Here is a 25,992-nt window from a genome sequence, read left to right as displayed (position 1 = left end):
TTTGGTCGACGTTCTACAACGCCACCGGCGAATTCCTTTCGACCAATTATGTTGAGATTTTTTGGAGCCTGTTCAAGAACTCGGTTCGCTCGACCACATTCACGCGCCGGCCAAATACATGGATCGCTACCTTGCCGAATTCACTTTCCGGTCGAACTATCGCCTGATGCAGAACGCGATGTTGATCTGATCCTGTCTTGTGTTTGATGACTTGGGGGGCGTGAATAAGAACGGCTTTATCCACAGGGCCAACGCCTTTGGCTTCCGTTGCTTGATGAAATCTTCCAATCGATTTGCTCGCAGGGCCTGACTCAAGCTCGAATCTGACATAGGCTATCTCCTGGCTGGTAATAACACATTTCCCCATTCGAGAGGAACGGTGCGGCCAGCGGGGGAAATTGTTGACTTTAAACGCAACTAACTCTATTTTGTATCGGGCGGTCGAAACCGGTCGGCTCGTCGCGCGGCCTGCGCTTAACCAGAAGGTGGAGGCCAAGCGGTTTCTGTATGTGACGCCAAATGTTTATAGAGGATTAGCTGGGAAGGATCCCGACTTAAGCCATTTGCCGATGGCGAAAATGGAAGAACTGATCGCGATTTTTTGTTTCGGTTGGTTCGTGACGGCAAGCCTCAAAGGAGACCCAGACGAGCGGGGGCCAGACATCGAACGGCTGCATTCTGTTGACGAGGTCTGGGTAATTTGTGCGCGAAAGCCCAGGCATGTCCAAGTGCGTCTATTCGGTAGGTTCCTCGACGCCGGTGTATTCATAGGTTTAGGACTGCATTGCCGACACTGGCTAGGAATCAAAAAGAACTATAGCGAAACCGCCGCTGGAATCCCCGATCTTTGGGGCAACACCATGGGTAATGCGCAACCTTTTCGTGCAGCAACAGCGTTAGAGTACGTGAAGGGAATGTGTCGAGATGTGGATGAAAAAATCTAATAAGGTTTCCGACCAAGCGTTCGTTCAAGAGTTCGAACGTGGGATGCTTCGTTCGGCTTTTGTGAGTGCCTTTTGGGCGGTCATCCAAGCCAGGAAAGCGGAAACGGGGCTCACCCTCAGTCAGCTTGCTGATCGCCTCGGAATTAACAAGTCTGCGGTCTCTCGCTGGTTTTCAGGAACAAAGCCGAACTGGGAAATAGACACTATCTCGGACCTCGCGATTGCCCTTGAGGTAGACGTAGAGGTTGTGGTCGTAGACAGAAAAATGAACCGTCGGTTTGGGCCCGCGGGCGAGATACAGCCGCTCACGCTCGGAGCGGGGACCACACCAAGTTCCGGGCAGCATCCCATCCTGCCGGGAACCGATACCGTCAGTGCGGTCTCAATACGCCTTGAGGCAGCATGATTTTGAACCCCCATGCTAGCGTCGTGTTTTGCGATGACCTTCGACAGGAGGCCAACGGGAAGCAACTGCACATAGGGGTCTATAATGATGTCGTTTTATTCGACGGACCTTTGCCGTGGGCGTTGCCCACTGGGCTATGGTGTCTGATTAAATACCTTGAGCCGTATCCAGAAACTTTGCCTACCCTCGCGATAAAAGTTCGTCTTGAATCCAAGGCCGGTGGGGTAGTTGATTTGATAGAAGCTCCAGTGCCGAAGACCGACATCATCCCCCAGAGAGGACCCCTCGAATTTGAGAAGGATGCAGTCAAATTATTGGCTCTTAGCATGAACATTCAACTGTCAACCTTGGTCTTCCAGGAGCCTGCAAAACTCGTGGTCGTAGTCGTTCGCGACGGGGAGGAAATCTCAGCTGGCCGATTGCGCATCTCGCAGTTGAGCAGGGATGGAACCGGCAACCCCATCCCCGCTGCTCTTTAGGCCCAAAGGGGTTAAGGCTCCCCGATGATCCCCGCTTCACTTGTTTGAAGGGGACAATACTTTTAATCAATAAGTCCTGAGCCTAGCACTCACTCGTTTCCCGCCGCGCGGCAATTGAGCTACTTGTCCTTCCAGAATTCGGCCTGGAGTTGCGCCGCTTCATCGGCAAGCAGCGGGCCGACGACTTCAGTCGGACGCTGCCCGGCTTCGAAGACGATCCTGCAGGGCAGGTCGAGCGTGGGATTCTCGACATGTGCGCCCGTCAACCCCTTGAGGTCGTGTTCGCTCTGCCCAAAGACGACCCGTCCGATGCCCGCCCAATAGATTGTCCCGGAGCACATCGCGCAAGGTTCGGCCGAAGTGTAGAGGGTGCAGGAAGCCAGCTTTTCGAGACTGACATTCATCGCCGCCCACGAGGCCAGCAGCCTTTCGGCATGAGCGGTGCGGTCGCCCCCGTGGGCTTTGTAAGCGTTGGGCTGCTCGCGCAACACATTGCCGTCCTTGTCGGCGAGCAGCGAACCAAAGGGATGTTCGCCAGCATCGCGGGCCTTGCGCGCGACTTCGAACGCCTGACGGAGCAGCCGCTCATCATAGGGGCGTTGTGGCATCGGCAGATCCTCCGGCTATGCCGCTTGACCATAGTGCCGGACAATCCGCCGACACAAGTCGGCGGCCTAAAACGCGCGCGTTCGACCGGCCTCATGCGACGCGCTTTCGGTTCTTGTTTTGATGCATGTCGTTATCGCAAAACCGCTGCACACTTGTGCGCGACATGCATTAGGACTCCTTGCCATTGGGCCGTTGAGCCAGCCAGATGCTGCCGATGACGAAAACGACGCCGGCGATTTGAGGCAAGGTCAGTCTCTGACCCAGGAATACCCATCCAAGCAGCACGGCGGTCACCGGGCTGAGGAAAAGCAGCGATGACACCACTGCGGATTCCAGTCGCGCAATGCCCCGGAACCAGAGGACATAAGTCAGCGCCGCACCGATCAGCCCGAGCCACACCAGTCCAAGCAGGTTGGCCGCGGTCGGGAACGGGATGGGTGGTTCGAAAAGCAGGACCACCGGAACGAGAAGGAGACCGCCGGCGGTCAGTTGCCATGCCGTAAAGGCGAGCAGCGATGCTGGCGGCTGCCACTTGCGGCTCAACACGCTTCCGAAGGCCATTGAGGCCGCCCCGGCGAGGCCGGCGGCAACGCCGACCGCATCGAGCGTCGCGTTCGGGGTCAGCACCAGCAATGCAACACCGGCGATCCCGACAAGGGCGGCGACAATCGCCAACCGGCGGACAGGGCTGGCAAGCAGGGCAGCAGCGAGGAAAATCACAATCAATGGCTGGACCGACAGCACGGTCGCCGCGACCCCGCCCGGAAGCCGGTAGGCGGCGACAAACAACATGCTCAGGAAGATCGAGATGTTGAGGGCTCCGAGGATGAAACTGCGCAGCCACCATATGCCCGTTGGCAGTTGCCGAACGATCGCCAGCAGCAGCAATCCGGCGGGCAGGGCTCGCAGCATTGCTACCGTCATCGGCGAGAAGTTCGGCAGGAACTGCGTGGTGACGATATAGGTGCTGCCCCATATCGCGGGTGCGATGGCTGTAAGCAGCAGATCGGAACGGTGCGTTTTCATAAGATTTCCAGAACTTCGGCAAGAGGGCGGCGCGGCTTTTGCGGCCAGTTTCCGGGCGCGGCGCGGCCGACCGCGATGAGCATCACCGGCACTTCATTGCGCCCAAGGCCAAACTCGCGGGCCACGCCTTCGGCGTCGAAGCCGGCCATCGGACCGGAGCCGAGGCCCAGCGCTTCGGCCGCGAAAATCAGCGTTGCGGCGCCAAGCGTTGCCGAGCGCACCGCTTCGTCGCGGGCCGCTAGAGGATCGGCATATTGTGCGCGGGCGCCTTCCTGCCAGCCCGAAGCCATATCCACCGGCATGAAGCCGGCTTCCACGAAAGGACGCAGCCTTGCATGGGCAGCGTGGTCGGGGAGTACGCCGCAGATGATGAAGGTGACCGCTGCTTCCTGCACCTTGACCTGGCCGTGGGCCAAGCTGCGCAACCGCGCCTTTGCTTCCGGCGTCCGCACGGCGATGAAACGCCAATTCTGAAGGTTGTAGGCGCTTGGCGCGCGCGTTGCGAGGCGTGCCAGTTCCTCGACCTCGGCATCCGTCAATGCATGCGAGGCATCGAACCGATTGGCCGACATGCGTCGCTCGATAAGGGAGATTGCGGGGTTGGTCATCATGTCATTCCGAAATTGAGCAAGCCGTTCGGATAGCAGATAGAGAATTTACCAATGAGCGATAATATGCGATAATTGAAAGACATTATTTACTAGAAGAGAATGGTGAGATGGATCGCCTGACTGCGCTGCAGGTTTTCCGCCAGGTGGCGGAACTGAACAGTTTTGCCGAAGCCGGACGGCGGCTCGGTCTCTCGCCTCCCGCGATCAGCAAGAATATCGCCGAGCTGGAGGCGGATCTGGGGGTGCGGCTCATCAACCGGACAACGCGGCGCATGGCGCTGACTGAAGAGGGCAGGATCTACCTGGAGCATGTCACGCAGGGGCTCGATGCGCTGGCCAGGGCCGACCAGGTGCTCGGCCCGATCAAGACGGCGCCGAGCGGCACGTTGCGGGTCAGCGCGCCGATGACTGTCACGTTGACGCGGCTTTCGGCTGCCATGCCCGCGTTTCTATCGCGCTATCCCGATTTGAAGCTCGATCTGCACCTTGACGACAGGCGCGTCGATATCGTGCGGGAGGGATTTGACCTTGCCATTCGCGGCAGCGACAATCTCGAGGATTCCAGCCTGGTCGCCCGAAAGCTTGCGATCATGCCGCATGTGATTTGCGCAGCTCCGTCCTATTTCGAGAAGCATGGCCGGCCCAAAACGCCCGCCGATTTGAAGGCGGCCAATTGCATCCGGTTCAGCCTCTCGGGGCATGCGGACATATGGGAGTTCCGCAAGGACGGCCGAGCCGAGCGGATCGCCATCGACGGACGATATTCGGTCTCGTCAAGCCTTGCCGTGCGCGATGCGCTGCGCGCCGGCTTCGGCGTCAGCCTGATCCCTTATCTCTATGTCGAAAGCGACCTGAAAGCAGGCCGGCTGCAATCGGCTCTGGATGACTGGGACAAGGTCGAAACCACGCTCTACGCGGTCTATCCGGCACGCCAGCATCTCGCCCCGAAAATCCGCGTCTTCCTTGATTTCCTGATCGAGGAATTCAGTCGGGACAAGGAGAAGCCGTTCGTGCCTCCCCGGCGTGAAGGCTCGGCAAAGCGCGGTGTCGGCGAGGCGACGGATGCGGAAAATCAAGCTGAGATATTGCCGGCGATTTCATCTCCTTGACACGCCTCCAAATCCGGACTCTGTGGAGCCATGCAGGACGCGAAGCCGAATAAGGGAAAGACAGCGGCCGAGGCGTTCGCCGAACGCACGAGCGGTATCCGCCGGGCCGATGCGGCGCGCATGCCGGGCTCGAGCGTGCATGCGTCGCTCGCCAACGAAATCGGGCTGAGGATCGTGCGCGGCGATTATCCGCCGGGAACCATCCTGCCCAACGAAGCCAAATGGTCCGAGACCTTCGACGTCAGCCGCTCGGCGGTGCGCGAAGCCATAAAAATGCTGATGGCGAAGAGCTTGCTGTCGTCACGTCCCAAAATCGGCAGCTGGGTCGAGCCGAAGGAACGCTGGAACCTGCTCGATCGCGACGTGCTGGCCTGGTATGCGACCTCGCCGGACCGCGAGGTGTTCCTCCGGACGGTGCAGGAGTTCCGCCACATCATCGAGCCGGAGGCCAGCGCTTTTGCCGCCATGCGGCGCACCGACGAGCAGATGGCCGAGATCAGCCAGGCCTGCCGCGAGATGGGCGAGGCGACCAACCTGCAGGAGCGCACGCGCGCCGACACGCGTTTTCATCTCGCCATCCTGCGGGCCTCGGGCAACGACCTGCTGGTGCCGCTCGGCGTGCTGATCGAATCAGCATTCGATCATCTATTTGCTTATACCACGCGGGAACTCGACGATTTGCAGCATGCGCAGAGGCTGCATGAGGCAATCGAGAAGAGCATCCGTCTGCAGCGGCCGGACGCGGCGCGCAATGCGGTGCGCAAGCTGCTGGCCAATACCGACAGCGTCATCAAGTCCAGATAGCGCCGTTCGGCTACAGGTGGAGTGCTCAGTCGAAGGGTGCGGTCGCGAGATGCCGCCGGGTCAGCCCGATCAGCAGCGCCTGGTCGCGGGCGGCGTGTTCGGCTGGGTTGACGACCGCATCGCCATTGACGATCGCTGCCCAGAAGCCACGCATCTCTTCGACGAAGGCTTCGGCGTAACCGGCACGCAAATCTTTCTTCGACAGCGTGTGACCGTCCGAGGTCGTCACCGTCAGCCGGGTCGGATGATGGTTGAGCCAGGGCGAGGGGAATTCGAGCTCGAGGCTGGCATCGTCGAAGAACAGCGTGATCCGCTCCTTGTAGTCGGCGAGCTTGGGCACGGTGAGGTGGGTCATGGTCCACAGCGCCTGCCCATCCAGCAGCTTGACGGCGCCCTGGCCGCCGTCGCCATTGGCAAAGATCTGCGCGCCGACGACCTCGCCGTCCGGCACGCCGAGCGCGTCGAGCAGGCCGTGGACGGCATTGACGTCGTGAATCAAGGCCGAGCTGTAAGCACCGGTAAATCCACGGAAAGCGAGGTCGGTCCCGGGAACACCGATGGCGTCTTCGACCTGGCGCTTCTGCTTGGCCGCGACAGCGGCGATCATGTCTTTTGGGATATCGGTACCGCGCCTGTAGGGCTGATGGGCGATGAACGGCCAGGCGTCGGGATCGTTCACTTCCACCGAGACCGCGCGCAGCGTGCTTGATGTTCCAGGCAGCGAAGCGAGCGCCAGCCGGTAGCTCGGATCGAAGCGCTTCATATAGCCGACTTGCATGATTTTCCTGGCGGCATCGCGCGCGGCGACGATCTCGGCGATTTCCGCCAGCGAATAGCAGAGCGGCTTTTCGCAAAAGACATGCAGGCCCCGCGCCAGCGTCGCCAGCACCTGTTCGTGATGTAGCGGGTCCGGCGAGCCGATCACCACCGCGTCGAGGCGTTGGTCGAAGAGCTGGTCGATCGTTTCGAAATTGGCAATGCCATGGGTGTCGGTGACGAACTGCCGCGAAATCCTGGAGGGATCGGCGACGCCGACCAGCTCGAACAATTCACCGAGGCGCAGCAGATTGGGGATATGCTCGACCTGCGAGATCATGCCGGCGCCGACGACCCCGACGCGTATCCTGCTCATTGGATCATTCCCCGCAATGTCCGATTGTCAGCTCAAGGCGCCGCAGGCGGCCGGTTGCCGATCTGGGCGAGCAGGCCGGCAATCTCCGCCTCGACCGCCTTCAGATCCTCGCCGCCCGACATGATCGAGATGACCTCGTCGCGTGAGATCTCGGACTTGGCGTAGGTGCCGCGATTGCGGCCGCGGTTGAGCAGCGTGAAGGTGTCGCCGACCGGATAGGCATGGTGGATGTTGTGGCTGATGAAGATGACGGCCAGGCCCCGCATGCGCGCTTCGATGATGAATTTCAGCACCATCGCCGCCTGGTGGACGCCGAGTGCCGAGGTCGGCTCGTCGAGGATCAGCACGCGCGCGCCAAAATGCACGGCGCGGGCGATCGCCACCGACTGGCGCTCGCCGCCCGACAGCGTGCCGACGGCCTGCGTCGGATCGCGCACGTCGATGCCGATATCGGCCATCGCCTGCCTGGCGATGGTGTTGGCGCGCTCTTTGTCGATGCGCGAGAAGGGCAGGCTGCTTTTGGTCGGCTCGCGGCCGAGGAAGAAGTTACGGGTGATCGACATCAGCGAGATCATGCCGAGGTCCTGGAACACCGTTGCCACGCCGAGCTCCTGCGCGTCGCGCGGGCTGCGGAAGGTGACCGGCTTGCCGTCGACCAGGATTTCGCCCTTGCTCGGCCGATAGACGCCGGACAAAACCTTGATCAGCGTCGACTTGCCGGCGCCGTTATCGCCGAGCAGGCAGTGGACCTCGCCCGGATAGACCTTGATGTCGATGTCCTGGAGGGCGCGCACCGAGCCGAAATTGACGCTGACGCCGCGCAGTTCCATTGCCGGTTCGGTCATTTGGGCCGGTTCGGTCATTTGCCACCTCCGCGGCCGAGCGCCTTCAGCCTGATGTAGTTGTTGACCAGCACGGCCATCAGGATGACGATGCCGAGGAAGACCTTGAACCAGTCGGTGTCGATGCCGGTGTAGAAGATACCCATCTGCACCAGCCCGAAGATCAGCGCGCCGAACAGCACGCCATAGACGGTGCCGTAACCGCCTGTGAGCAGCACGCCGCCGATGACGGCGGCGATGATCGCCTCGAATTCCTTGAGCAGGCCGCGCGTGGTGTCGGCGGAGCCCGCCTCCATCACCTGGATGGTGGCAAGCAGTGTCGCCGCGCAAGCGGTGTAGACGAACAGGCTGATCTTTACGCGATCGACCGGCACGCCGACGTTGCGGGCTGCGATCAGGTCGCCGCCGGTGGCGAAGATCCAGTTGCCGTATTTCGTCTGGGTGAGCACGTAGCCGGCCAGCGCCGTCAGGCCGAGCCACCAGACGATCGACATCGGAATGCCGGCGACGAAGGGAATGCCGTCGCTGCGGGTGGCGATCCAGCCTTGCGCGCCCATCCAGCGGAACAGGCTGGTGAGCAGATGGCCGTTGAAAATGCCGGCCGTCGCCGGGTCCGGTGCGCCTTCGAGTATGTAGGGGATCTGGGTGCGGCCGGTGACGGCGCGGGTGATGCCGATCGACAGTCCGCGCAGGATATAGAGCGTGGCGAGCGTGACGATGAAGGAGGGCAGGCGCGTCTTCACCACGATCAGGCCGTTGAGATAGCCGGTGAGGATGGCAACGGCGAAGGCACAGGCGATGCCACCCCATAGCGGCAGGCCCCAGTACTTCACCGTCAGCCCGATGACGACACCGGCAAAGCCGACCATGGAGCCGACCGAAAGATCGAACTCGCCGGCGATGATGAGGAGTGCTGCCGCGGTGGCGACGATGCCGAGCTCCGCCGACAGCGTCAGGAATGTCATCGATCCCTGCAGCGAATAGAGGTTTGCCGCGCCCGGCAGCAGCGCAAAGATGATGATCGTCGCAAGCAGCCCACCGGCGGCACCGGCTTCCGGCCGGCGCAGCCACTGGGTCAGCTTGCCGGTGCTGGCCAGCCGCTCGTCGGCGCCGGCGGCCCGCTTCGACGTCATGCCGAAGCGGTCGGTCGCCTTCAGTTCGCCCGGAGGTATCGCCTTGTCTTCCACGACCGCCATTAGGCTCTCCAATCGCTCAATTCGCAATCTTCGAACGGATCGGGAGAGCGCTTGGCGCATTCTCCCGTTCCGTCGGAGCGCTTGCCTAGCGGATGCCCTCTTTGGCGAGCGCCAGGATCGCCTTGGCTTTTTCCGGCGAGTCTATGAACAGCGGTCCGGTATAGGCGTTGTTCTGCGGCCAGAAGCCGTGCGTTGCCTGCTCGACCAGATAGATCACCGGCAGATAGCCCATCAGATATTGCTGGGCGTCCATGCCGAAGCCCATTTCGCCGGCGACGACAGAGTCGAGAACCTCCGGGCTGATGTCGAATGTGTAGAGCTTGAGCTTGCCGAACAGTTCCTTGTCGCGGAACATCGGGATCAGCGGGTTGGCGGCGGTGGCGCCGAGCGCAAAGACGGCCTGCGTGTCGGGATGCGCCGACAGATAGGCTTCCGTGCGGCGCTGGATGTCTGCGGGATCGGGCGCCACGGCCAGAACCTCGGTGCCGCCGCCGGAGGGCTTCAGCCCGTCATTGAGGCCCTGGCAGCGCTGGTCGAGGCTGACATTGCCGACCTCGTGGTTGATGCAGACGACCTTGAGCGTGCCTTCCTTGGCCAGCCGCTCGCCGGCCTTCTTGCCGGAATCATATTCGGAAACGGTGCCGACATAGAGCGTAGTGCCGAGCTCGGCGCCTTCCTTTTCGCCGGAATCCAGAACCACCATGGGAATATTGGCGGCAAGCCCGGATTTGACCGATTTGCCGAGCGCATTGGCGTCGGCGATGGAGACGGCGATACCGTCCGGCTTGGTGGCGATGGCGGCGTCGAGAAGCCGGGCCTGCTCGACCACGTCGAAGACCTGCGGCGCGTAATATTCGACCTTGGCGCCGGTAAGGGCGGCCGCGTCATCGACGCCGCGCTTGACCACCGACCAATAGGGATCGGACGCCGACCCATGCACCACGAAGGTGATGCGCACGTCCTTCGGATCCTTGAGCCCCGCGGCATGCGCAATGCCTGTCATCAGGCCCGCCGAGACGAAGGCGCCCAATGCCACTTTCAGAAGAGTTTTCATCTTATTCTCCCATTTGTCGTTGCAGTTCCAATCCCTCTGGCGCCGTTTTCCGGCCGCGACGATCGGCTCACGTCGCGGATCGGGTGGCCGCTTTGCGGGCCTTTGCCGACGCCAATCGCTGTTCGCCCGCGGTGTTGCCGCGGGCTGTCGTTGATAATCGCCCGGCCGAGAGTGCGGCGCGAAGCTCCTCGCGCAACGGCTTCATGCCGATGACGTCGATCGGCTGTGCGGCGAGCCAGTCGCGAAAGCCCTGGTCGCGGAACAGCTCGTACTCTTCGGTGCGGATATAGGCGGAGCGCGGCTCGATCAGCTCGAGTTCACCGGGCGCGTTGCAATGCAGGCAAAAGAAGGTCAGGCCCTCGCGCACACCCTCGATGAGCGCTTTGTAAGCCGGCTCGATCGGCCTGGAACGCGGCCGGCCCCAGGTCGTCTGGATGGCGGCGTCGAAAATGGCAAAGCCGCCGGCACGGGCCAGCGCCACGCCGCGCTGGAACGCCTCCTCGGTGACGCCGACCAGATTGTCGTTGGGGGAATAGGCGGACAGGGTCTTGGTCAACAGCACGGGCAGCTGATATTCGAGCCCGAGCTTAATGTAGATGTCGCAAAATTCCGGCGACAATGCCGCGCCCATATGCGCGTCGAGATGGGTGACGTCGATGCCGGCGCGATAGGCGGTGTCGATCTGGGCGCGAAGCTCGGCCTCGACCGCCTGCGGCACCGCCTTGCGGCGCGTGGTCGCCACGTCGGGCCAGAAGAAGCCGAACTCGTCGGTCAGGCCGGCCGCCCGCGACGGCGCGGTCAACGGCCGCCATTTGTAATGCTGCTTCTCGCTGTTCAGCGTCAGGTGAACGCCAAGGTCAAGGGCAGGTTTGGCGACGGCGCTCTCGGCCATTTCGAGGAACCACGGGCATGGCACCATCACCGCGCCGGAACTGCAGACACCCAGCCCGCTCAATTCGAGGAAGGCGCTGTTGGCGCCGTGGCACATGCCGACATCGTCCTCGTGGAGCACGATCCGTTTGCTGGAGCCGGCGGCGTTCACGACCGGCCGCCTTCCCGCCGGCGCGCCGGTTTCGAGGGTCTTCCAAAGTGTGTCCCGTATTTCATGGAACCAACCGTTTGCCCAACTGGCCGGAATGGAACGCCGAAAGTTGGGTTTCCGACAGGGCCACTTTGGCGAATTCGGATGGGTACGATTTGCCTGCCGGCTGAGACACTTAGCTACCGATTTCCCCAATCACGGTTCAAAACCAGTCATAGGAACCGTCTTCCGGGCGCAGATGGCTTGGTCGAATAGCGGCGGAGTGGTTCTTTCAAACTGTGCCGACAAGCCTACAGCTGTCCACACCATCAAGCGACCACATTATCAAGAGCCTTGGAGGCCTGTCATGTACACCGCCGGCGAAGAGGAAATCGAAGCCATTGCCAGGGTGATCCGCTCGGGCGCGCTGTTTCGTTACGGCAAGGACAGCGAATGCGACCGCTTCGAGGCCCGCTATGCGCAGCATCTTGGCGTCGAGCATTTCGCACTGGCCGCCAGCGGCACCTATGGGCTCGCCGCCGGCCTGATCGGGCTCGGCATCGGCCCGGGGGACGAAGTGCTGGTTCCCGCGCACACCTATATGGCGACAGCGACCGCGGTGCTGTCGGTCGGGGCCATTCCCGTCATCGTCGATATCGACGAGAGCCTGACCATCGATCCCATCGCTTTGCGCGACGCCATCGGGCCGCGCACCAGGGCGATCATCCCGGTGCATATGTGGGGCGCGGCCTGCAAGATGAATGCGATCATGGACATTGCTGCCAAGCGCGGCTTGCTGGTGCTGGAGGATGTCTGCCAAGGCATCGGCGGCGGCTATGAGGGCCGCAAGCTCGGCTCGATCGGCCATGCCGGCGCCTATTCCTTCAACTATTTCAAGAACATGACCTCGGGTGAGGGCGGCGGCATCGCCACCAGCGATCCGAAAGTGGCGGAGCGGGCGCGCTGCGCCATCGACCCTTGCCATTTCTATTGGCAGGGCAGAAGCGACAGCATCAAACCCTTCGCCGGCATCGGCGCGCGTGCTTCCGAACTGATGGGGGCGATGCTCAACGTCCAACTCGACCGGCTGGACGGCATCATCGAGGCGATGCGGGCCGAGAAAAAGAAGGTGCTGGCCGGCACCCGCCATCTCGACAATCTTGGGCTGACACCGTCGCCGATGAACAGCGCGGACGACGATTGTGCCGCACAGGTGATGTACCTGCTGCCGAGCGAGCAGGCGGCGCAGACTTTTTCGAAGACCATTCCGAGCGTCGTTGCCGGCAAGACCGGCCGTCACAATTTCACCCAGTGGGACCAGGTGCTGATGCATGAAGGCGCGCATCATCCGGCGCTCAATCCTTACGCACTGCCCGAGAACCAGGGCCTGCGGCTGGATTATCCCGACGACCTCGGCAAGCGCTCGCTCGACATCCTCAACCGTACCGTGATGGTCGCCATGAACCCGGCGCACAGCGATGCCGACATTCAGGACATGATCCACAACATCGACGCGGCGGTGCGGGTGGCGCTGGAGAATGCTTCGCTCGATGATATCGAATTGCGCAAGGCGGCACCGGTTGATCTGCAGAAGTTCGACAGTGTGAACTAGACCAGATCCGGCGCGGTTTGCTACCCTGCGGTCGAGTTCCTTGTCCGGCGGCCGGGCGAGGATTCCGGCCGGCATTACCGGTCGCCAAAAAATCCGCAGGCCCGTGTCGGATAGGCCGGGCTCCGCTCGTCCTAGGGGGCATCGATCACCAACACGGAGGATTAACGATATGCCCGGCACCGTACGGCTGCACCGCGTTCTGACAACAAGCCCGGAGAAAGTCTACCGCGCGTTCCTCGAAGCAGATGCACTTGCGAAATGGCTTCCGCCGAACGGCTTCACCTGCACGGTTCATCACTTCGAGGCGAAAGTCGGCGGTACGTTCAAAATGTCCTTCCGCAACTTCACCACCGGCGACAGCCACTCGTTCGGCGGCGAATATGTCGAGCTCGTCCCCAATGAGCAGCTGCGCTACACCGACCGCTTCGACGACCCCAACCTGGCCGGCGAGATCGAGGTGACCGTGACATTGAAGAAAGTGTCGGTCGGCACCGAAGTGAATATCACGCAGGCAGGTATTCCAGACGCCATCCCGGTTGAGGCCTGCTATCTCGGCTGGCAGGAGTCGCTGCGAAATCTGGCGAAGCTCGTTGAACCCGAGATCAACCAGTAAGATAAAGCGCTGCCCTGGCGGGTTGGCGTCGCTAACCGGAAACCCAGGGATGACGCCGTTCTTCCCACCCAACATGCGCCGGGGCCGGAAAGGCGGGATCGGCGAAGCAGCCGACCGCGACGGCGATCCATTCAGGCTTTCGCTCGGGCTCCCAGAAGACGCTCGAGCCGCAGCCCGGGCAGAAATGGAAAATGACGTGATGGCCGCTCCGAGCCGATCGCCTGTAGGTACTGGCGTCGCCTTCGGCTTCTACCTTGTCGCGCGCAAAGAAGGCGGCGACGCCGTATGTGCTGCCGGTCCGTTTCTGGCAGTCGAGGCAGTGGCACTGTGCGACCAGTTGCGGCTCTCCGTTACAGGAGATACTCAGTTGCCCACAGGCACAGGATGCGGTTCTCATGGCAATCCTCATGGTTCAGATGAATGCGTGCCCGCCGTACCGGCGGTGGGCATGCTTCTGGTTTTCGGGGTGGTTCGGCCTTGGGAAGCGCGCTTTGCGCGAACGCCGAAAAACAAGGACCGACGCCCCACCTTCCTAATCACTGCGGGCGATTGACTCAACCCCGCGGTGAACGAGATGGAGAGCCGGCTCTAGCTTCTGTCCAATCTTAGAAACGCGGCGCGCAGCGCCAGCACGGCGCGCAGGATCTGGCGTTCGTCCATCGCTGCATAGCCGAGCAACAGGCCGTGCTCGGGTTCTGTGGAATGGTAGTTGATCGAGATGCCCTGGACGTCGAGCCCTTCCTTGACGGCCGCGGCAACCACGTCGCTGTCCTTATAGGGCCTGACGAAGCTCGCCAGCAGCTGCATGCCGGAATCGTTTTCCGTGACGGTCAGCCATTCGGCCAGATGCTCCTGGCATAGCTTGACGAAGTTCGCCTGCCGGCGCGCATAGAGCCGGCGCATGCGTTTGAGATGCGTGGCGAAATAGCCCTGGGTGATGAAGTCGTTGACCGTTGCCTGCAGGATCAGCGGCGCGAACTGACCGGTGATGCTCACCGCCCGGTCGAAGGGCACCGACAATTCGCGCGGCACGATCAGATAACCGATGCGCAGCGCCGGGATCAGCGTCTTGCCGAAGCTGCCGATATAGACGACGCGGTCGGCATGATCGAGCCCGCGCAGCGCCGGCACCGGCCGGCCGCGGAACCGGTATTCGCCGTCATAGTCATCCTCGACGATCCAGGCGCCGTTGCGTTCGGCGATGTCGAGCAACTGCAATCGCTCCTCGATGCGCATGATGGTGCCGAACGGCCACTGGCAGGATGGCGTCACATAGATCAGCCGCGGCGGCGGCAGCTCCGGATCGGCAAGATGCCAGCCGCGCCGGTCGACCTTCAACGGTGCCAGCCTGGCGCCGCTGGCGAGAAAGGCGCTCTTGGCGCCGAGATAGCCGGGCTCCTCCATCCAGACATGGTCGCCTTCGTCCATCAGCACGCGCGAGACGAGATCGAGTGCTGCTTGCGCACCGGTGACGATGATCACCTGGTCGGCGGTGCAGCTGATGCCGCGCGACAGGCCGATGGTCGAGGCAATGGCCTGACGCAGGCCGGGGTGGCCGGCAAAGGAGAGATAACCAAGCAGGCTCTCGTCGCGGCTGCGTGCATTGCGCACCAGAAGGCTTGACCAGATGGTGAACGGAAACGATGCCGTTTCAGGCACGCCCGGATGGAAATTGAAGACGCCGGCATTACGCGGCGGTTGCGGGCCGTTGACGATGGTCTGACCGCGCCGCGACAGCTTTTGCGGCGCTGCCAGTCCGGCGCGCAGGGATGCCAAGGGGCGGTTCTGCTGGATCGGCGCCACCCAGGTGCCCGATCCGGCACGCGCCTCGATAAAACCTTCGGCAAGGAGCTGGTCATAGGCGGCGATGACCGTGTTGCGCCCGACCTTCAGATCTTCGGCCAGCGAGCGCGTCGACGGCAGCAGCGTGTTCTGCGGGATCTGGCCGTCAAGGATGAAGCGTCGCAAGGCGCCGTAGATCTGACGATGCATCGGTTCTTCCGAAGCACGGTCGACCGACATGATGTCGAGGGAAAGGCGCATGTGGTCGGCCACGGCACTATCCCCCGACGGACCGGGCGGCGCGGGCGATCTTTTCCTCGTTGAGCCGGCAGACAGTGTCGAGCACCAGTCGCCTGGTTTCGGGGCGGATCTCGCGGCTGTTCTTCAGCGCGCGATGCACGGTGGCGGCGCCAAGTTCCGCCTTCTCGGCAATCTCCCGGATGGTGCAAAGCCGTTCCATGCCAAGCGCAGCTTCGAAAGCCATGTCGCTCCTCCTCGGTTGCATCAAGGCACGGCTTCCGGCCGGCCTCAAGCTTGAAAGTCGGGGTTTTAATCCAGAGCCGGGATTCTGCGATCCGCGCCGCGCAGGGAGCAAGGCGGCGCGGATCGCCGGGCGCTTTCGCGTCGCTAACCCCATCGAGGCGCGCGCCCATTATGTTCCTCCGGCTCGCAATGCGGGCCGGTCAGCCTGCCTTCCGAGTCGCCACTTCGAAGCCGGCCTCGCGGGCGGTGGCGAGCAGCGAGAAATAGCCTTTGCTGGCATAGGTCAGCGGATGCGCCTTGGCCGGATCCTGCTCGGCTTCGACAACGAGCCAGCCTTCATAGCCGCGCGCAGCGAGGGGTTTCAGCAATGACAGGAAATCGACCGAGCCGTCGCCGGGCACGGTAAAAATGCCGTCCATTACCGCCGCCATGAAGCTCATGTCCTCGCGGCGTGCCCGTTCCAGCACCGCCCTGCGAACGTCCTTGCAATGGAAATGCACGATACGGTCGAGATGCCGTTGCAGCAGCGATTGCGGGTCGCCGCCCGAAAACAGGCAGTGGCCGGTATCGAACAAAAGGCCGACGCTTCGGCCCGTCGCCGCCATCAGCCTGTCGACTTCATCGTCCGTCTCGACGATGGTGCCCATGTGGTGGTGGAAGGCCATGCCGACCCCGAATGCAGCCATGCGGTCGGCGAGGGCGGTCAGTTTCTTGCCATAGGACGGCCAGTCCCTGTCGGCGAGGCGCGGACGCTCGGAGATCGGTGCGAAAATGCCGTCATGGCGACCGCGCGAGGTGTCGGCGTAGACGACGATCCTGGCGCCAAGGTCGCGCAACAGCTGAAGATGTGGGGTGATCGCCGCGAATTCCTCGTCGACCGTGCGGTCGAGAATGCGGCCATCATACCAGCCGGAAACGAGTTCCAGGCCATAGGAAGACAGGAGCGGCCCAAGCACTTCAGCCTGGCGCGGAAATTTGCCGCCGAGTTCGGTGCCGCGGTAGCCGGCCAGCGCCGTTTCCGACAGGCAAGTCTCCAAGGACGTATCCCCGCCAAGCGCCGGAACGTCGTCATTGCTCCAGGTGATGGGATTGATGCCGATCTTGACCGTCATGACGCCAGGCTTTTGCGGGCTTGGGAAGACAAGCCGAGCCTGCAGACTGGCGACAAAGAGGCCCTGTCACTAGGTCCAGTTCAGCCGAATTTGGCAGAACCAATTAATGGTGACCGATTCTAGTCTTCCTTTGGGCGGCCAAAAAGGACGCGCAGTTCATCCTTTGCGTCCTCCAGCACTTCCTTCTGCGCCGCCGGCAGGTTCTTGCCGGCGCGGTTGATGTAGAAATTCAGCATCGACATGGCGGATTGAAACGGCCCTGCCTTGCGTCGGTCGCTGTGCTCGGCCGATCGCTTCAACGAGGCGGCGATTTTCCTTGGATCGTGGGATTCGAAGATATGTTCCTCGAGGTCCAGCGCGTCACTGTGCTCGGTGACGTCGGCGGACCATTTCCGTTGCGCGGTCATGGCAAACTCCTTCCACTAGGTCGTTGCCGGAAAACGCCTTATGGCGCACCCCTGTTCCACTTCGGCCCGAATCGCTGGAGCCACGGATTTGCCTGTCGTGGCGCTGCTCGGCGATGCGAATGCGCCGATAGTGGTCAGAACCGCCGATTCAAGAACTGCGGACAGGAAACGCTCTTGACCCCAATCGTCTCAAGCCAGGCAGGAAGTTCCGGCATCGACAGTGCCTATGCCTGGATACGGCTCGGCGTCTCGATGCTGCTGGCAACGATCGGCGGGGTCGGCATGTGGGCGGTGGTCGTGGTGCTGCCTGCCGTGCAGGCAGAATTCGGCGTCGATCGCGCCGCTGCCTCGATGCCCTACACCGCGACCATGGTCGGCTTTGCCGCGGGCAATGTGCTGTTCGGCCGCGCCATCGACCGCATGGGGTATTGGATCCCGGCGCTGATTGCCGCGATTACACTTGGCGCCGGCTTCATGCTGGCGTCGTTGACCAGTTCGATCCTGCAGTTCACCCTCGTCCAGGGCCTGTTGATCGGCGTCGGCTCGTCGGCGATCTTCGGCCCTTTGATCGCCGATATCTCGCATTGGTTTAACCGTCGCCGCGGCGTCGCGGTGACGGCTGCCGCGTCCGGCAACTATCTCGCCGGAGCGATCTGGCCGACGGCGATGCCCTATGTCATGCAGACCGAAGGCTGGCGCTTCACCTATGCCGCGATCGGCGTCGTCTGCCTGGTCACCATGGTGCCCTTGATCCTGCTGCTCCGGCGCGGCGCACCGCCCCAGGCGGCTCCGGGATCGCCGGGCAGCCGCGTGGTCCAGCCGATCTCCCTGTCGCCGGCGGCCTTGCAGGCGCTGCTCATCGTGGCCGGGCTCGGCTGCTGCGTGGCGATGTCGATGCCGCAAGTCCATATCGTCGCCTATTGCATGGATCTCGGCTACGGCGTGGCGCATGGCGCCGATATGCTGTCGATCATGCTGGCGGCGGGCGTCGTCAGCCGGCTTGGCTCGGGTTTCCTTGCCGATCGCATCGGCGGCGTGAAAACCCTGCTGATCGGCTCGGTGCTGCAATGCCTGTCGCTGTTGTTCTATATCCCGTTCGACGGGCTTGCCTCGCTTTATGTCGTCTCGCTGGTCTTCGGCCTGTCGCAAGGCGGCATCGTGCCCTGTTATGCGATCATCGTGCGCGAATATATGCCAGCCAAGGAGGCTGGCCAGCGCGTCGGCATCGTCATGATGGCGACCATCTTCGGCATGGCGATCGGCGGCTGGATGTCGGGCTGGATCTACGATCTGACCGGCTCCTATGCCGCCGCGTTCCTCAACGGCATTGCCTGGAACCTGCTGAATATTTTGGCCATGGTGCTGCTGCTGTGGAAGGCCCGGCGCAGCGCTGCTGTGGCGGCCTGAAGCACAGCGGTACGGATACAGTCTCTCCGGCCGTCGCTTGACAATAGCCGAAGGCTGCGCGACGCCAGACAAGGTGTGGCAACGGGCCAGGTTGGCAAGGCAGCAGTGGCAAAGACCCTGAACATCGTCTCACGGTCGCGTCTGGGCGGTTGCCCGGCTTCGGGACCAGTACGGTGATCAAGCCGCGCTCGCGCCGCGGCGGCGGCCGCCCGACCATCGCCGATGTCGCCCGCAAGGCCGGCGTCGGCGCCATTACCGTGTCGCGCGCCCTGCGTGAGCCGGGGCGTGTCTCGGAAGATCTGCGCCGCCAGATCGAGTCGGCCGTGAACGAACTCGGCTATGTGCCCGACCCGAATGCGCGGGCGCTGGCTTCGGCGCGCGCCGAGGTCTTTGGCGTTCTGGTGCCGTCGCTTACCAACAACGTCTTTGCCGAAGTGGTGCGCGGCATCTACGACAGCCTGTCGGACGGCCCTTTCCGGATTCAGCTAGGCAACACCCACTATTCCGGCCTCGAGGAAGAGCGGCTGCTGCAGGTGTTTGGCCCGCAACGCCCGGCGGCGCTGATCGTGGCCGGCATCGACCAGACGCTGGCCTCGCGAAAACTGCTGGAAACGGCAGGCTGTCCGGTGGTGCAGGTGATGGAGACCGGGCCCGATCCGGTCGACATGATGGTCGGCTTCTCGCATTTCGAGGGCGGCAAGGCGGCTGCGGAACATCTGATCGAGGCAGGCTATCGCCGGATCGGCTTCATCGGTGCGCGCATGGATCCGCGTTCGCAGCGGCGGCTTGCCGGCTATCGCGCGGCGATGGAGGCGGCCGGCCTGTTCGATCCGAGGCTCACCACCACGACGCCGGTGCCCTCCAGCGTCACCCTCGGCCGCGAATTGTTCCGCGACGCGCTGGCCAAGGTGCCGAGCCTCGATGGGGTGTTCTGTAACAATGACGATATCGCCCTTGGCGTGCTGTTCGAATGCCACCGCGCTTCGATCGCCGTGCCGAAGACGATCGGCATCGTTGGCTTCAACGATCTCGACATGATGGAGGTGGCCTTTCCGTCGGTCACCAGCGTTCGGACCTACCGCTACGAGATCGGCCGGCGGGCGGTCGCCATGGCGCTTGCGGCGATCGAAGGCAACAGGCCAGAGCAGCGGGTCGTCGACCTTGGCTTCGAACTCAAGCGACGTGAGAGCACGGCGCGCTGAAGCGAGCTTCGACGCAATGGCGCTTTACACTACGTCATGGTAGCGCTACCAGTTATCGCCGGGCGGTACTTCGCCCCGACGATGGGAGGCTGTTTATTATACATAAGCGACAGCTCATGCTTGTTTATTATGTATAATATGATAGTTTTTGCGGGACTAGCCGGGCAGCAAAGGAGGGGATCGGGTCGGCATTCGGCCACCTGAACGCGCGACGGATACGGCGGGAGGTGCCGGGCCGGAAACGCGCAAATTCATCGGCGTAACAACAAACAAAACTGCAACTGGGAGGAATATCGATGATCAAGTCACTCGTTGGCGGAATCGTTGCCGCCACTGCTTTCGTCATGCTGAGCTCGTCGGCGATCGCCGATCCTGAAATCGTCAAGGGGCCATCGGCCGAGCCTGACTGCTTCGCGCCCTGGTCGGCCGATACGCAGTTCTTCAAGTTCCCCAAGAAAGACGGCCCGTACCGCATCGCTCTGGCCAACGGCTATATCGCCAACACATGGCGCATCCAGATGGTGCAGACGGCAAAGGCCTATGCAGCGCAGCCGGAGGTCGCGGCCAAGCTCAAGGAATTCAAGGTGGTCTCGACCGGCGAGGACGTGCCGGCCCAGATTTCGGCAATCAACAATTTCATCGATTCCGGCTATGACGCGATTGTCGTCAACGCCCAGAACCCGACCGCATTCGGTCCTGTCATCAAGCGGGCCAAGGAAGCCGGCGTGGTGCTGGTCGCCTTCGACAACATCCTCGACACCAAGGATGCCATCAACGTCAATGTCGACCAGAAAGGCCTTGGCGAATTGTGGGCCAACTGGCTGGTCAAGCACGTGCCGAACGGCGGCAAGGTGCTGGAAGTGCGCGGCGTCGCCGGCACGTCCGTCGACACCGATCGCCATAACGGCATCCACGAGGTTCTCGACGCTTCCGGCAAGAAATGGGATGTCACCGAGGTCGTCGGCAAGTGGGATGACGGCGTTGCTCAAAAGGCTACGGCCGATGCCATTGCCACCAACGGCCCCTTCGACGGCATTACCGGACAGGGCGGCGATACCGGCATCGTGCAGGCGATGATCGATGCCAAGCATCCGTTCGTGCCGTTCGGCGGCGAGACGGAGAACGGCTTCCGCAAATTCTGCGCCAAGTTCGCCGCTGACGGCCTGAAATGCTCGTCGGCCGGCACCGGCCCGGCTCAGGTCGCGGTTGCCATCAAGACGGCGATTGCAGCACTTGAAGGCCAGGTCGTGCCGCAAGCGGTCAAGCTGCCGCTGGCGATCGTCGAGGATCCGAACTTCAAGGCAGGCCAGGATTTCTTCCCCGATCAGTCCGACAATTTCTTCGTCGGCAATTCCTTCCCGACCTGCGGCATCAATTTCACGGCGCAGGAAATCATGGGCCAGAGCAAGGAAAACCAGTAAACTCCGACAGCCCGACGCCGCGGGAATCCCGCGGCGTCGGCGCTCGACATCCTGATTGCCAAGCGCCTGGGGAGGGCCGATGGACGGTGCGGTTCCGCTCTTCCGCATGGAAGGCATATCCAAGCGCTATGGCGGCGTGCGGGCGCTGGAGAAGGCCGAACTGTCGGTCACTCCAGGCAGCATCCACGCCATTCTCGGCGAGAACGGCGCCGGCAAATCGACGCTGATCAAGGTCATGGCGGGGGTCGTTGCGCCCGACGAGGGCCGCATGATGCTGGACGGAAGCGAAGTTACCTTCGCTTCGCCGGCCGCTGCCAACCAGGCCGGCATCGTCTGCATCTTCCAGGAACTGTCGCTCGTCCCCGAACTCAGCGTCGCCGACAACATCGTCATTTCCGATCCGCCGAAGCGTTTCGGCATGATCGACCGCAAGGCGCAGCGCCGCATCGCCGAAGAAGCCCTGGCTCGCGCCGGCGCTTCCGATATCCATCCGCTGGCGCTGGTCAAGGATCTTCCTCTTTCAAGAAGGCAGATGGTCGAGATCGCCAAGGCACTGGCGCGCAAGCCGCGCATCCTGATCCTCGACGAGGCGACCTCGGCGCTGACCGCGGCTGACGTCGCCAGGGTTTTTGCCGTGTTGAAGCGGTTGCGTTCGGAAGGGCTGGCGCTGCTCTACATCTCGCACCGCATGAACGAGATCGCCGAGCTGGCCGACCAGTGCACGGTGTTCCGCAATGGCCGCAATGTCGCCAGCTACGCCGCCGGCACCAAGAGCGACAATGAAGTTGTCGAGCTGATGATCGGGCGCGAATACAGCCACATCTTTCCGCCCAAGCCCGCGCGGGCGGCTGCCGCAGCCACGCCGGTTCTCGAGGCGCGCAGCCTGTCATGGACGGATCGGCTGCACGATGTCTCGCTGTCGGTCGGGGCGGGCGAGGTGGTCGGGCTTGGCGGCCTCGACGGCCAGGGCCAGCGCGAATTGCTGCTCGCCTTCTTCGGTGTGCTGCGCGGCCTGTCAGGCCAGATACTGATCGACGGCAGGCCGGTGGCGATCGCCAGTCCGGCTGCGGCGCGCGATGACCGGATCGGCATGGCGCTGATCCCGGAGGACCGCAAGACCGAAGGGTTGATGCTGCCGATGACGGTGCGCGAAAACCTCTCCTTCGCCGCCCTTGACCGGCTGTCCAGGGCCGGCATCATCGATCGCGCCGCCGAGCAGCGGCTGATCGATGATATGGTCGGTCTCCTGGCGATCAAGACCGCCGGGCTCGACATTCCGGTCGGCGCGCTATCCGGCGGCAACCAGCAGAAGGTCGTCATCGCCAAATGGCTGATGCGGCAGCCGCGCATCATCCTGCTCAACGACCCGACGCGGGGCATCGATGTCGGCACCAAGCAGGAGCTTTACCAGTTGATGCGCAAGCTTGCCGACCAGGGTGCGGCGATCCTCTTCTATTCGACCGATTATGACGAGCTGATCGGCTGCTGCGACCGCGTGCTGGTGCTCTATGACGGCGCGGTCAAGCGTGAACTGGTCGGCGCCGAAATCACCGAGCGGGCGCTGATCGCCAGCGCGCTCAACATTCACGAAGAGATGCCAAGGCAAGGAGCGGACGCGTGAAGGATTGGCGCTACTGGCTTGCCGAACAGCGCGGAACGCTGCTGGCGTTCGGCATCTTCGTTGTCATGTTCGTCATCTACACCTCGAACCATCCGGCGGGCTTCACCGCCAACGTCGTACAGACGGCCTCGAACAAGGGCGTGCTGCTCGCCTTCGTCGCCATGGCGCAAACGCTGGTGGTGATCACCGCCGGCATCGATCTCTCGGTCGGCATGATCTTCACGCTGACCAACTGCCTGGCCTCGTGGCTGGTCGTCGGCACCGGCATCGAGACCGCCTTCGGCGTCCTCGCCGTGCTCGGCACCGGGCTGCTGTGCGGGGCAATCAACGGCGCCATCGTCATCTATGGACGCCTGCAGCCGATCGTCGCCACCATCGCCACCGGCGCGGTCTATTTCGGCATCGCGCTGCTGCTTCGGCCGTTTCCCGGCGGCTCGGTCAATGAAGGGCTCGCCGATGCGCTGACCGGGCGCCTGTTTGGTTTTGTGCCGGCGAGTCTGGTGACGCTGCTGGCGGTCGTGCTCGTGGTCTGGGTGCCGTTCAGCCGGTCGGTGCTAGGCCGCGCCGCTTATGCAGCCGGCTCCTCGGAGATGGCGGCCTACATGTCCGGCGTGCCGATCCGGCGTGGAAAGTTCGCCGCCTATGCGCTTGCCGGTCTGCTTGCCGCGATCGGCGGGCTGTTCCTGACGTTCTTCACCTATACCGGTGATGCGGCCTATGCCAGCGGCAACGCCTATACGCTGTTTTCGATTGCCGCGGTTGTGCTTGGCGGCGTGTCGCTGTTCGGCGGCAAGGGCAGCGCCATCGGCGCGATCTTCGGCGCGCTTGCCTTCCGCACCATCGGCGACCTGCTGTTCGTCTTCGATTTCGATCCGCTCTGGCAGCCCCTGTTCCAGGGCGTCATTCTGCTGATCGCGGTCAGCCTCGGCGCGTTCGCCCTGTTTCGGGTCCGCAACCGGCTGGAGTGGTTCCTGTGAGCGAAACGACTGTGAGTGGTCTCGCCGGCCGCATGCCGAAATTCCTCCGCCGCGCCGACCCGGCGGTGCTGACGGCGTTCGCCTGTATCGTGCTGCTGCTGTTCCTCGGCAGCCTCTATTCGCGCAGCTTCCTGTCGCCTGAATACCTTTTGCAGCAGCTCAAGGTGGCGTCGTTTCTCGGCGTCATCGCGACCGGCATGATGCTGGTCATCTTGCTCGGCCAGATCGACCTGTCGGTGCCCTGGTCGGTGGCGGCCGGCGCCATGATGGCCTGCGCCGCGGCCGCATACGGTACCGTCGGCGTGGCGCTTGCCATTCCGTTCGGCATCTTCTGCGGTGTTCTGATCGGCATCGTCAACGGCATCGGCGTCGCCTATCTGCGCATTCCCTCGATGATCATCACGCTTGCCACCAACGCCGTCGCGCAGGGGCTGATGGTGGTCTACACGGGCGGTTTCTCGCCGCAGGATTCGGCGACCGGTGCGATGCGCTATCTGGCGACCGGCTTTGCCGTTCCTGCCGTGCCCAACGCCGTTCTCATCTGGGCGCTGATCGGCGCCGCAATGGTGTTCGTGCTGACCCGCACCGGCTTCGGCCGCACCGTTTACGGCATCGGCAATCGCGAGCGTGCCGCCTATCTTTCCGGCATCGATACAAGGCGCGTGGTGATGATCGCCTTTGCGGTTTCGGGCGGGCTCTCCGCCTTCGGCGGCGTGCTGTTGGCCGGCTATGCCTCCAAGGCGGCACAGTCGATGGGCGATGCCTATCTGCTGCCGTCGATCGCCGCGGTGGTGCTCGGCGGCACCTCGATCCTCGGCGGGCGCGGCTCCTATCTCGGCACCGTCGCCGGGGTAATCCTGATCACCCTCCTGCAATCAATTCTTTCCGTCATGCAGATGCCGGAGGCGGGACGGCAGATCATCTACGGCGTCGTCATCGTCGCCATGCTGCTGCTCTATGGCCGCGCGCCGGCAAGCCGCTGACCTGCATGACCGGTAAAGACGTGGCATATAAGCCGGCAAGCACTGTTCGAACGATACCCGCCATCGTGGTGATGGGCGTTGCCGGCTGCGGCAAGTCGGTTGTCGGCGAAGCGCTTGCAGCGGCATTGGGCGCCGTCTTTATCGAAGGCGACAGGCTGCATCCGCCCGAAAACGTCGCGCGCATGGCGAGCGGCCAGCCGCTCACCGACGCGCTGCGCGAGGGCTGGCTCGACGCGATCGGCCAGCGGATGGCCGCGTCGGTCGCAAGCGGGCAAGGTGTGGTCGCCGCCTGCTCGGCGCTGAAGCGCAGCTACCGCGATCGCCTGCGCGGCTTTTGCCCGGATATCGTTTTCGTTTACCTGGAAATCGACCCGGCAACAGCAAAACAGCGCGTCGGCAATCGCAAGGGTCATTTCATGCCGGCAAGCCTGGTCGACAGCCAGTTCGCCACGCTCGAGGCGCCAGCGGCGGACGAGGCGGCGATAACCTTGGATGGCACGCGTCCGGTCGCCGACACCGTCGCGACTGCCTTGAGCCTGCTCGCGCGCTAGATTTGCGACGTCAGTTCGACTGGGAAATCGTCATTGTCGGCGTCGCGCATGGCCGCGAGGCTGCGGTTGTCCAGCACCTCGGCGATCGCCTGCCGGACCTCCAGCATCATGTGCCGAACCTGGCAGGTCGCCTCGTCGCAATCCTCGCAGCGCTGGTATTGCGTGCGGCTGGCGCAGGGGATCGGCGCCAGCGGCCCGTCGAGGACACGCACGACATGGCCGATCTTGATCTCGGAAGCCGGCCGGGCAAGGCGGTAACCGCCTTCCTTGCCCTTGCGGCTCTGGACGAAGCCGGCGTTACGCAACTCGCCCAGGATGGCATCCAGGAATTTCTTGGGGATGTTATTGGCGACCGCAATGTCGTTGACGAATGCGAGCTGGCCGACCGGCAGGCCCGACAGATGCACGAGGGCCTTGAGGCCGTATTTGCCTTTTTTGGTAAGCATGCCCCGAGTCAACCCATGAAGCCCCAACCACCCGCGTCTGGCGGCTGTTTGTGTGCAAATCATGACGGTTTGATCACGCGAAGCCGTTCGCGAAAACAAGCCGTCCGTTCTCACGGTAGGCACAAACGCGTTGATTCTTTGT

Annotated in this window: 29 protein-coding genes; 15 read left to right on the top strand and 14 right to left on the bottom strand. The window is 62.9% G+C overall.

The window, feature by feature from the left end; translation table 11 throughout:
* The first annotated feature begins 61 nt into the window (after positions 1-61).
* The 4 genes from NKI25_RS01430 (at position 62) to NKI25_RS01415 (ending at position 1,829) form a co-directional block, all read left to right on the top strand.
* On the top strand, positions 62-190 hold the full coding sequence (locus tag NKI25_RS01430) for a hypothetical protein (protein ID WP_352757265.1): 129 nt from the start codon (positions 62-64) through the stop codon (positions 188-190).
* Positions 191-401: 211 nt separating this feature from the next.
* Positions 402-944: a hypothetical protein gene (locus NKI25_RS01425; RefSeq protein ID WP_352757264.1), complete on the top strand. Its 543-nt coding sequence runs from the start codon at positions 402-404 to the stop codon at positions 942-944.
* A complete protein-coding gene (locus NKI25_RS01420; protein ID WP_352595398.1) occupies positions 931-1,350 on the top strand; it encodes a helix-turn-helix domain-containing protein in 420 nt (139 codons plus the stop codon). Before NKI25_RS01425 ends, NKI25_RS01420 begins: the two co-directional genes overlap by 14 nt.
* Positions 1,347-1,829: a hypothetical protein gene (locus NKI25_RS01415; RefSeq protein ID WP_352757262.1), complete on the top strand. Its 483-nt coding sequence runs from the start codon at positions 1,347-1,349 to the stop codon at positions 1,827-1,829. Before NKI25_RS01420 ends, NKI25_RS01415 begins: the two co-directional genes overlap by 4 nt.
* Before the next feature lie 119 nt (positions 1,830-1,948).
* Here NKI25_RS01415 and NKI25_RS01410 read toward each other — a convergent pair whose 3' ends face one another.
* The 3 genes from NKI25_RS01410 to NKI25_RS01400 form a co-directional block, all read right to left on the bottom strand.
* Positions 1,949-2,437: a nucleoside deaminase gene (locus NKI25_RS01410; protein WP_352997857.1), complete on the bottom strand. Its 489-nt coding sequence runs from the start codon at positions 2,435-2,437 to the stop codon at positions 1,949-1,951.
* A gap of 169 nt (positions 2,438-2,606) precedes the next feature.
* Entirely contained in the window at positions 2,607-3,464 is an 858-nt protein-coding gene (locus tag NKI25_RS01405; protein WP_352997855.1) for an EamA family transporter, read from the bottom strand.
* Positions 3,461-4,075 carry a nitroreductase family protein gene (locus tag NKI25_RS01400; RefSeq protein WP_352997853.1) on the bottom strand — a complete coding sequence of 205 codons (615 nt, stop codon included), beginning with the start codon at positions 4,073-4,075 and terminating at the stop codon, positions 3,461-3,463. Before NKI25_RS01400 ends, NKI25_RS01405 begins: the two co-directional genes overlap by 4 nt.
* 107 nt (positions 4,076-4,182) lie before the next feature.
* On the opposite strand from NKI25_RS01400, the gene NKI25_RS01395 reads away from it, so the two are divergent.
* Complete coding sequence (locus tag NKI25_RS01395; RefSeq protein ID WP_023675813.1) at positions 4,183-5,184, top strand: LysR family transcriptional regulator; 1,002 nt, start codon at positions 4,183-4,185, stop codon at positions 5,182-5,184.
* A gap of 30 nt (positions 5,185-5,214) precedes the next feature.
* Positions 5,215-5,988: a FadR/GntR family transcriptional regulator gene (locus tag NKI25_RS01390; RefSeq protein ID WP_352453268.1), complete on the top strand. Its 774-nt coding sequence runs from the start codon at positions 5,215-5,217 to the stop codon at positions 5,986-5,988.
* A 25-nt stretch (positions 5,989-6,013) separates the two neighbouring features.
* Here NKI25_RS01390 and NKI25_RS01385 read toward each other — a convergent pair whose 3' ends face one another.
* The 5 genes from NKI25_RS01385 to NKI25_RS01365 form a co-directional block, all read right to left on the bottom strand.
* Positions 6,014-7,120 (bottom strand): Gfo/Idh/MocA family protein, encoded by a 1,107-nt coding sequence (locus tag NKI25_RS01385; protein WP_023675814.1) that lies wholly within the window; start codon positions 7,118-7,120, stop codon positions 6,014-6,016.
* A 32-nt stretch (positions 7,121-7,152) separates the two neighbouring features.
* Positions 7,153-7,965: an ATP-binding cassette domain-containing protein gene (locus NKI25_RS01380; protein ID WP_023675815.1), complete on the bottom strand. Its 813-nt coding sequence runs from the start codon at positions 7,963-7,965 to the stop codon at positions 7,153-7,155.
* Positions 7,966-7,979: 14 nt separating this feature from the next.
* A complete protein-coding gene (locus tag NKI25_RS01375) occupies positions 7,980-9,095 on the bottom strand; it encodes an ABC transporter permease (protein ID WP_023675816.1) in 1,116 nt (371 codons plus the stop codon).
* A 148-nt stretch (positions 9,096-9,243) separates the two neighbouring features.
* Positions 9,244-10,212 (bottom strand): rhizopine catabolism ABC transporter substrate-binding protein, encoded by a 969-nt coding sequence (locus NKI25_RS01370; protein ID WP_023675817.1) that lies wholly within the window; start codon positions 10,210-10,212, stop codon positions 9,244-9,246.
* Positions 10,213-10,279: 67 nt separating this feature from the next.
* Positions 10,280-11,254, bottom strand: coding sequence for a polysaccharide deacetylase family protein (locus tag NKI25_RS01365; protein WP_245274661.1), 975 nt, complete (start codon positions 11,252-11,254; stop codon positions 10,280-10,282).
* A 346-nt stretch (positions 11,255-11,600) separates the two neighbouring features.
* On the opposite strand from NKI25_RS01365, the gene NKI25_RS01360 reads away from it, so the two are divergent.
* Together NKI25_RS01360 and NKI25_RS01355 are read left to right on the top strand one after the other, a co-directional pair.
* The gene (locus NKI25_RS01360; protein WP_352997850.1) at positions 11,601-12,845 is read left to right on the top strand and encodes a DegT/DnrJ/EryC1/StrS family aminotransferase; all 1,245 of its coding nucleotides are present in this window, start codon (positions 11,601-11,603) and stop codon (positions 12,843-12,845) included.
* Between the two features lie 169 nt (positions 12,846-13,014).
* Entirely contained in the window at positions 13,015-13,458 is a 444-nt protein-coding gene (locus NKI25_RS01355; RefSeq protein ID WP_023675820.1) for an SRPBCC family protein, read from the top strand.
* A 31-nt stretch (positions 13,459-13,489) separates the two neighbouring features.
* On the opposite strand, the gene NKI25_RS01350 is transcribed toward NKI25_RS01355, so the two are convergent.
* The 5 genes from NKI25_RS01350 to NKI25_RS01330 form a co-directional block, all read right to left on the bottom strand.
* Positions 13,490-13,855, bottom strand: a complete 366-nt coding sequence (locus NKI25_RS01350; protein ID WP_352595383.1) for a GFA family protein — start codon at positions 13,853-13,855, stop codon at positions 13,490-13,492.
* A 191-nt stretch (positions 13,856-14,046) separates the two neighbouring features.
* Entirely contained in the window at positions 14,047-15,513 is a 1,467-nt protein-coding gene (gene mocR / locus NKI25_RS01345; protein WP_352997848.1) for a rhizopine catabolism transcriptional regulator MocR, read from the bottom strand.
* Positions 15,514-15,517: 4 nt separating this feature from the next.
* Positions 15,518-15,724 (bottom strand): LacI family DNA-binding transcriptional regulator, encoded by a 207-nt coding sequence (locus NKI25_RS01340; protein WP_023675823.1) that lies wholly within the window; start codon positions 15,722-15,724, stop codon positions 15,518-15,520.
* Between the two features lie 199 nt (positions 15,725-15,923).
* Positions 15,924-16,835: a myo-inosose-2 dehydratase gene (gene iolE, locus NKI25_RS01335; RefSeq protein ID WP_352505532.1), complete on the bottom strand. Its 912-nt coding sequence runs from the start codon at positions 16,833-16,835 to the stop codon at positions 15,924-15,926.
* A gap of 119 nt (positions 16,836-16,954) precedes the next feature.
* The gene (locus tag NKI25_RS01330; RefSeq protein ID WP_352505533.1) at positions 16,955-17,242 is read right to left on the bottom strand and encodes a DUF3175 domain-containing protein; all 288 of its coding nucleotides are present in this window, start codon (positions 17,240-17,242) and stop codon (positions 16,955-16,957) included.
* Between the two features lie 174 nt (positions 17,243-17,416).
* Between NKI25_RS01330 and NKI25_RS01325 the strand changes: the two genes are divergently transcribed.
* The 7 genes from NKI25_RS01325 to NKI25_RS01295 all read left to right on the top strand — a co-directional run bounded on the left by NKI25_RS01325 (position 17,417) and on the right by NKI25_RS01295 (position 25,404).
* Complete coding sequence (locus NKI25_RS01325; protein ID WP_023675826.1) at positions 17,417-18,649, top strand: MFS transporter; 1,233 nt, start codon at positions 17,417-17,419, stop codon at positions 18,647-18,649.
* Between the two features lie 173 nt (positions 18,650-18,822).
* Positions 18,823-19,851, top strand: a complete 1,029-nt coding sequence (gntR, locus tag NKI25_RS01320; protein WP_352453280.1) for an HTH-type transcriptional regulator GntR — start codon at positions 18,823-18,825, stop codon at positions 19,849-19,851.
* Positions 19,852-20,147: 296 nt separating this feature from the next.
* Complete coding sequence (locus tag NKI25_RS01315; protein WP_023675828.1) at positions 20,148-21,272, top strand: sugar ABC transporter substrate-binding protein; 1,125 nt, start codon at positions 20,148-20,150, stop codon at positions 21,270-21,272.
* Between the two features lie 79 nt (positions 21,273-21,351).
* On the top strand, positions 21,352-22,893 hold the full coding sequence (locus tag NKI25_RS01310) for a sugar ABC transporter ATP-binding protein (RefSeq protein WP_352595379.1): 1,542 nt from the start codon (positions 21,352-21,354) through the stop codon (positions 22,891-22,893).
* Positions 22,890-23,870, top strand: a complete 981-nt coding sequence (locus NKI25_RS01305; protein ID WP_023675830.1) for an ABC transporter permease — start codon at positions 22,890-22,892, stop codon at positions 23,868-23,870. The genes NKI25_RS01310 and NKI25_RS01305 overlap by 4 nt, the downstream gene beginning before the upstream one ends.
* Positions 23,867-24,853, top strand: coding sequence for an ABC transporter permease (locus NKI25_RS01300; protein WP_352456242.1), 987 nt, complete (start codon positions 23,867-23,869; stop codon positions 24,851-24,853). Before NKI25_RS01305 ends, NKI25_RS01300 begins: the two co-directional genes overlap by 4 nt.
* Before the next feature lie 5 nt (positions 24,854-24,858).
* The gene (locus NKI25_RS01295) at positions 24,859-25,404 is read left to right on the top strand and encodes a gluconokinase (protein WP_352453285.1); all 546 of its coding nucleotides are present in this window, start codon (positions 24,859-24,861) and stop codon (positions 25,402-25,404) included.
* On the opposite strand, the gene NKI25_RS01290 is transcribed toward NKI25_RS01295, so the two are convergent.
* The gene (locus NKI25_RS01290; protein WP_006202816.1) at positions 25,401-25,850 is read right to left on the bottom strand and encodes an RrF2 family transcriptional regulator; all 450 of its coding nucleotides are present in this window, start codon (positions 25,848-25,850) and stop codon (positions 25,401-25,403) included. The genes NKI25_RS01295 and NKI25_RS01290 overlap by 4 nt on opposite strands.
* Positions 25,851-25,992 lie beyond the last annotated feature (142 nt).

The sequence above is a fragment of the Mesorhizobium sp. M0808 genome (genome assembly GCF_040320025.1).
In the GTDB taxonomy this organism is placed as follows: Bacteria; Pseudomonadota; Alphaproteobacteria; order Rhizobiales; family Rhizobiaceae; genus Mesorhizobium.
Note: the sequence above shows the minus strand (reverse complement) of the source record. Positions and strands in the feature narration are given on the sequence as shown.

Excerpts from the sequence above, each read along its gene's own strand:
- NKI25_RS01420 (WP_352595398.1), top strand. The coding sequence starts at position 931 with ATGAAAAAATCTAATAAGGTTTCCGACCAAGCGTTCGTTCAAGAGTTC.
- NKI25_RS01415 (WP_352757262.1), top strand. The coding sequence starts at position 1,347 with ATGATTTTGAACCCCCATGCTAGCGTCGTGTTTTGCGATGACCTTCGA.
- NKI25_RS01410 (WP_352997857.1), bottom strand. The coding sequence starts at position 2,437 with ATGCCACAACGCCCCTATGATGAGCGGCTGCTCCGTCAGGCGTTCGAA.
- NKI25_RS01405 (WP_352997855.1), bottom strand. The coding sequence starts at position 3,464 with ATGAAAACGCACCGTTCCGATCTGCTGCTTACAGCCATCGCACCCGCG.
- NKI25_RS01400 (WP_352997853.1), bottom strand. The coding sequence starts at position 4,075 with ATGATGACCAACCCCGCAATCTCCCTTATCGAGCGACGCATGTCGGCC.
- NKI25_RS01395 (WP_023675813.1), top strand. The coding sequence starts at position 4,183 with ATGGATCGCCTGACTGCGCTGCAGGTTTTCCGCCAGGTGGCGGAACTG.
- NKI25_RS01390 (WP_352453268.1), top strand. The coding sequence starts at position 5,215 with ATGCAGGACGCGAAGCCGAATAAGGGAAAGACAGCGGCCGAGGCGTTC.
- NKI25_RS01385 (WP_023675814.1), bottom strand. The coding sequence starts at position 7,120 with ATGAGCAGGATACGCGTCGGGGTCGTCGGCGCCGGCATGATCTCGCAG.
- NKI25_RS01380 (WP_023675815.1), bottom strand. The coding sequence starts at position 7,965 with ATGACCGAACCGGCAATGGAACTGCGCGGCGTCAGCGTCAATTTCGGC.
- NKI25_RS01375 (WP_023675816.1), bottom strand. The coding sequence starts at position 9,095 with ATGACGTCGAAGCGGGCCGCCGGCGCCGACGAGCGGCTGGCCAGCACC.
- NKI25_RS01370 (WP_023675817.1), bottom strand. The coding sequence starts at position 10,212 with ATGAAAACTCTTCTGAAAGTGGCATTGGGCGCCTTCGTCTCGGCGGGC.
- NKI25_RS01360 (WP_352997850.1), top strand. The coding sequence starts at position 11,601 with ATGTACACCGCCGGCGAAGAGGAAATCGAAGCCATTGCCAGGGTGATC.
- NKI25_RS01355 (WP_023675820.1), top strand. The coding sequence starts at position 13,015 with ATGCCCGGCACCGTACGGCTGCACCGCGTTCTGACAACAAGCCCGGAG.
- NKI25_RS01350 (WP_352595383.1), bottom strand. The coding sequence starts at position 13,855 with ATGAGAACCGCATCCTGTGCCTGTGGGCAACTGAGTATCTCCTGTAAC.
- NKI25_RS01340 (WP_023675823.1), bottom strand. The coding sequence starts at position 15,724 with ATGGCTTTCGAAGCTGCGCTTGGCATGGAACGGCTTTGCACCATCCGG.
- iolE (WP_352505532.1), bottom strand. The coding sequence starts at position 16,835 with ATGACGGTCAAGATCGGCATCAATCCCATCACCTGGAGCAATGACGAC.
- NKI25_RS01330 (WP_352505533.1), bottom strand. The coding sequence starts at position 17,242 with ATGACCGCGCAACGGAAATGGTCCGCCGACGTCACCGAGCACAGTGAC.
- NKI25_RS01315 (WP_023675828.1), top strand. The coding sequence starts at position 20,148 with ATGATCAAGTCACTCGTTGGCGGAATCGTTGCCGCCACTGCTTTCGTC.
- NKI25_RS01310 (WP_352595379.1), top strand. The coding sequence starts at position 21,352 with ATGGACGGTGCGGTTCCGCTCTTCCGCATGGAAGGCATATCCAAGCGC.
- NKI25_RS01295 (WP_352453285.1), top strand. The coding sequence starts at position 24,859 with ATGACCGGTAAAGACGTGGCATATAAGCCGGCAAGCACTGTTCGAACG.
- NKI25_RS01290 (WP_006202816.1), bottom strand. The coding sequence starts at position 25,850 with ATGCTTACCAAAAAAGGCAAATACGGCCTCAAGGCCCTCGTGCATCTG.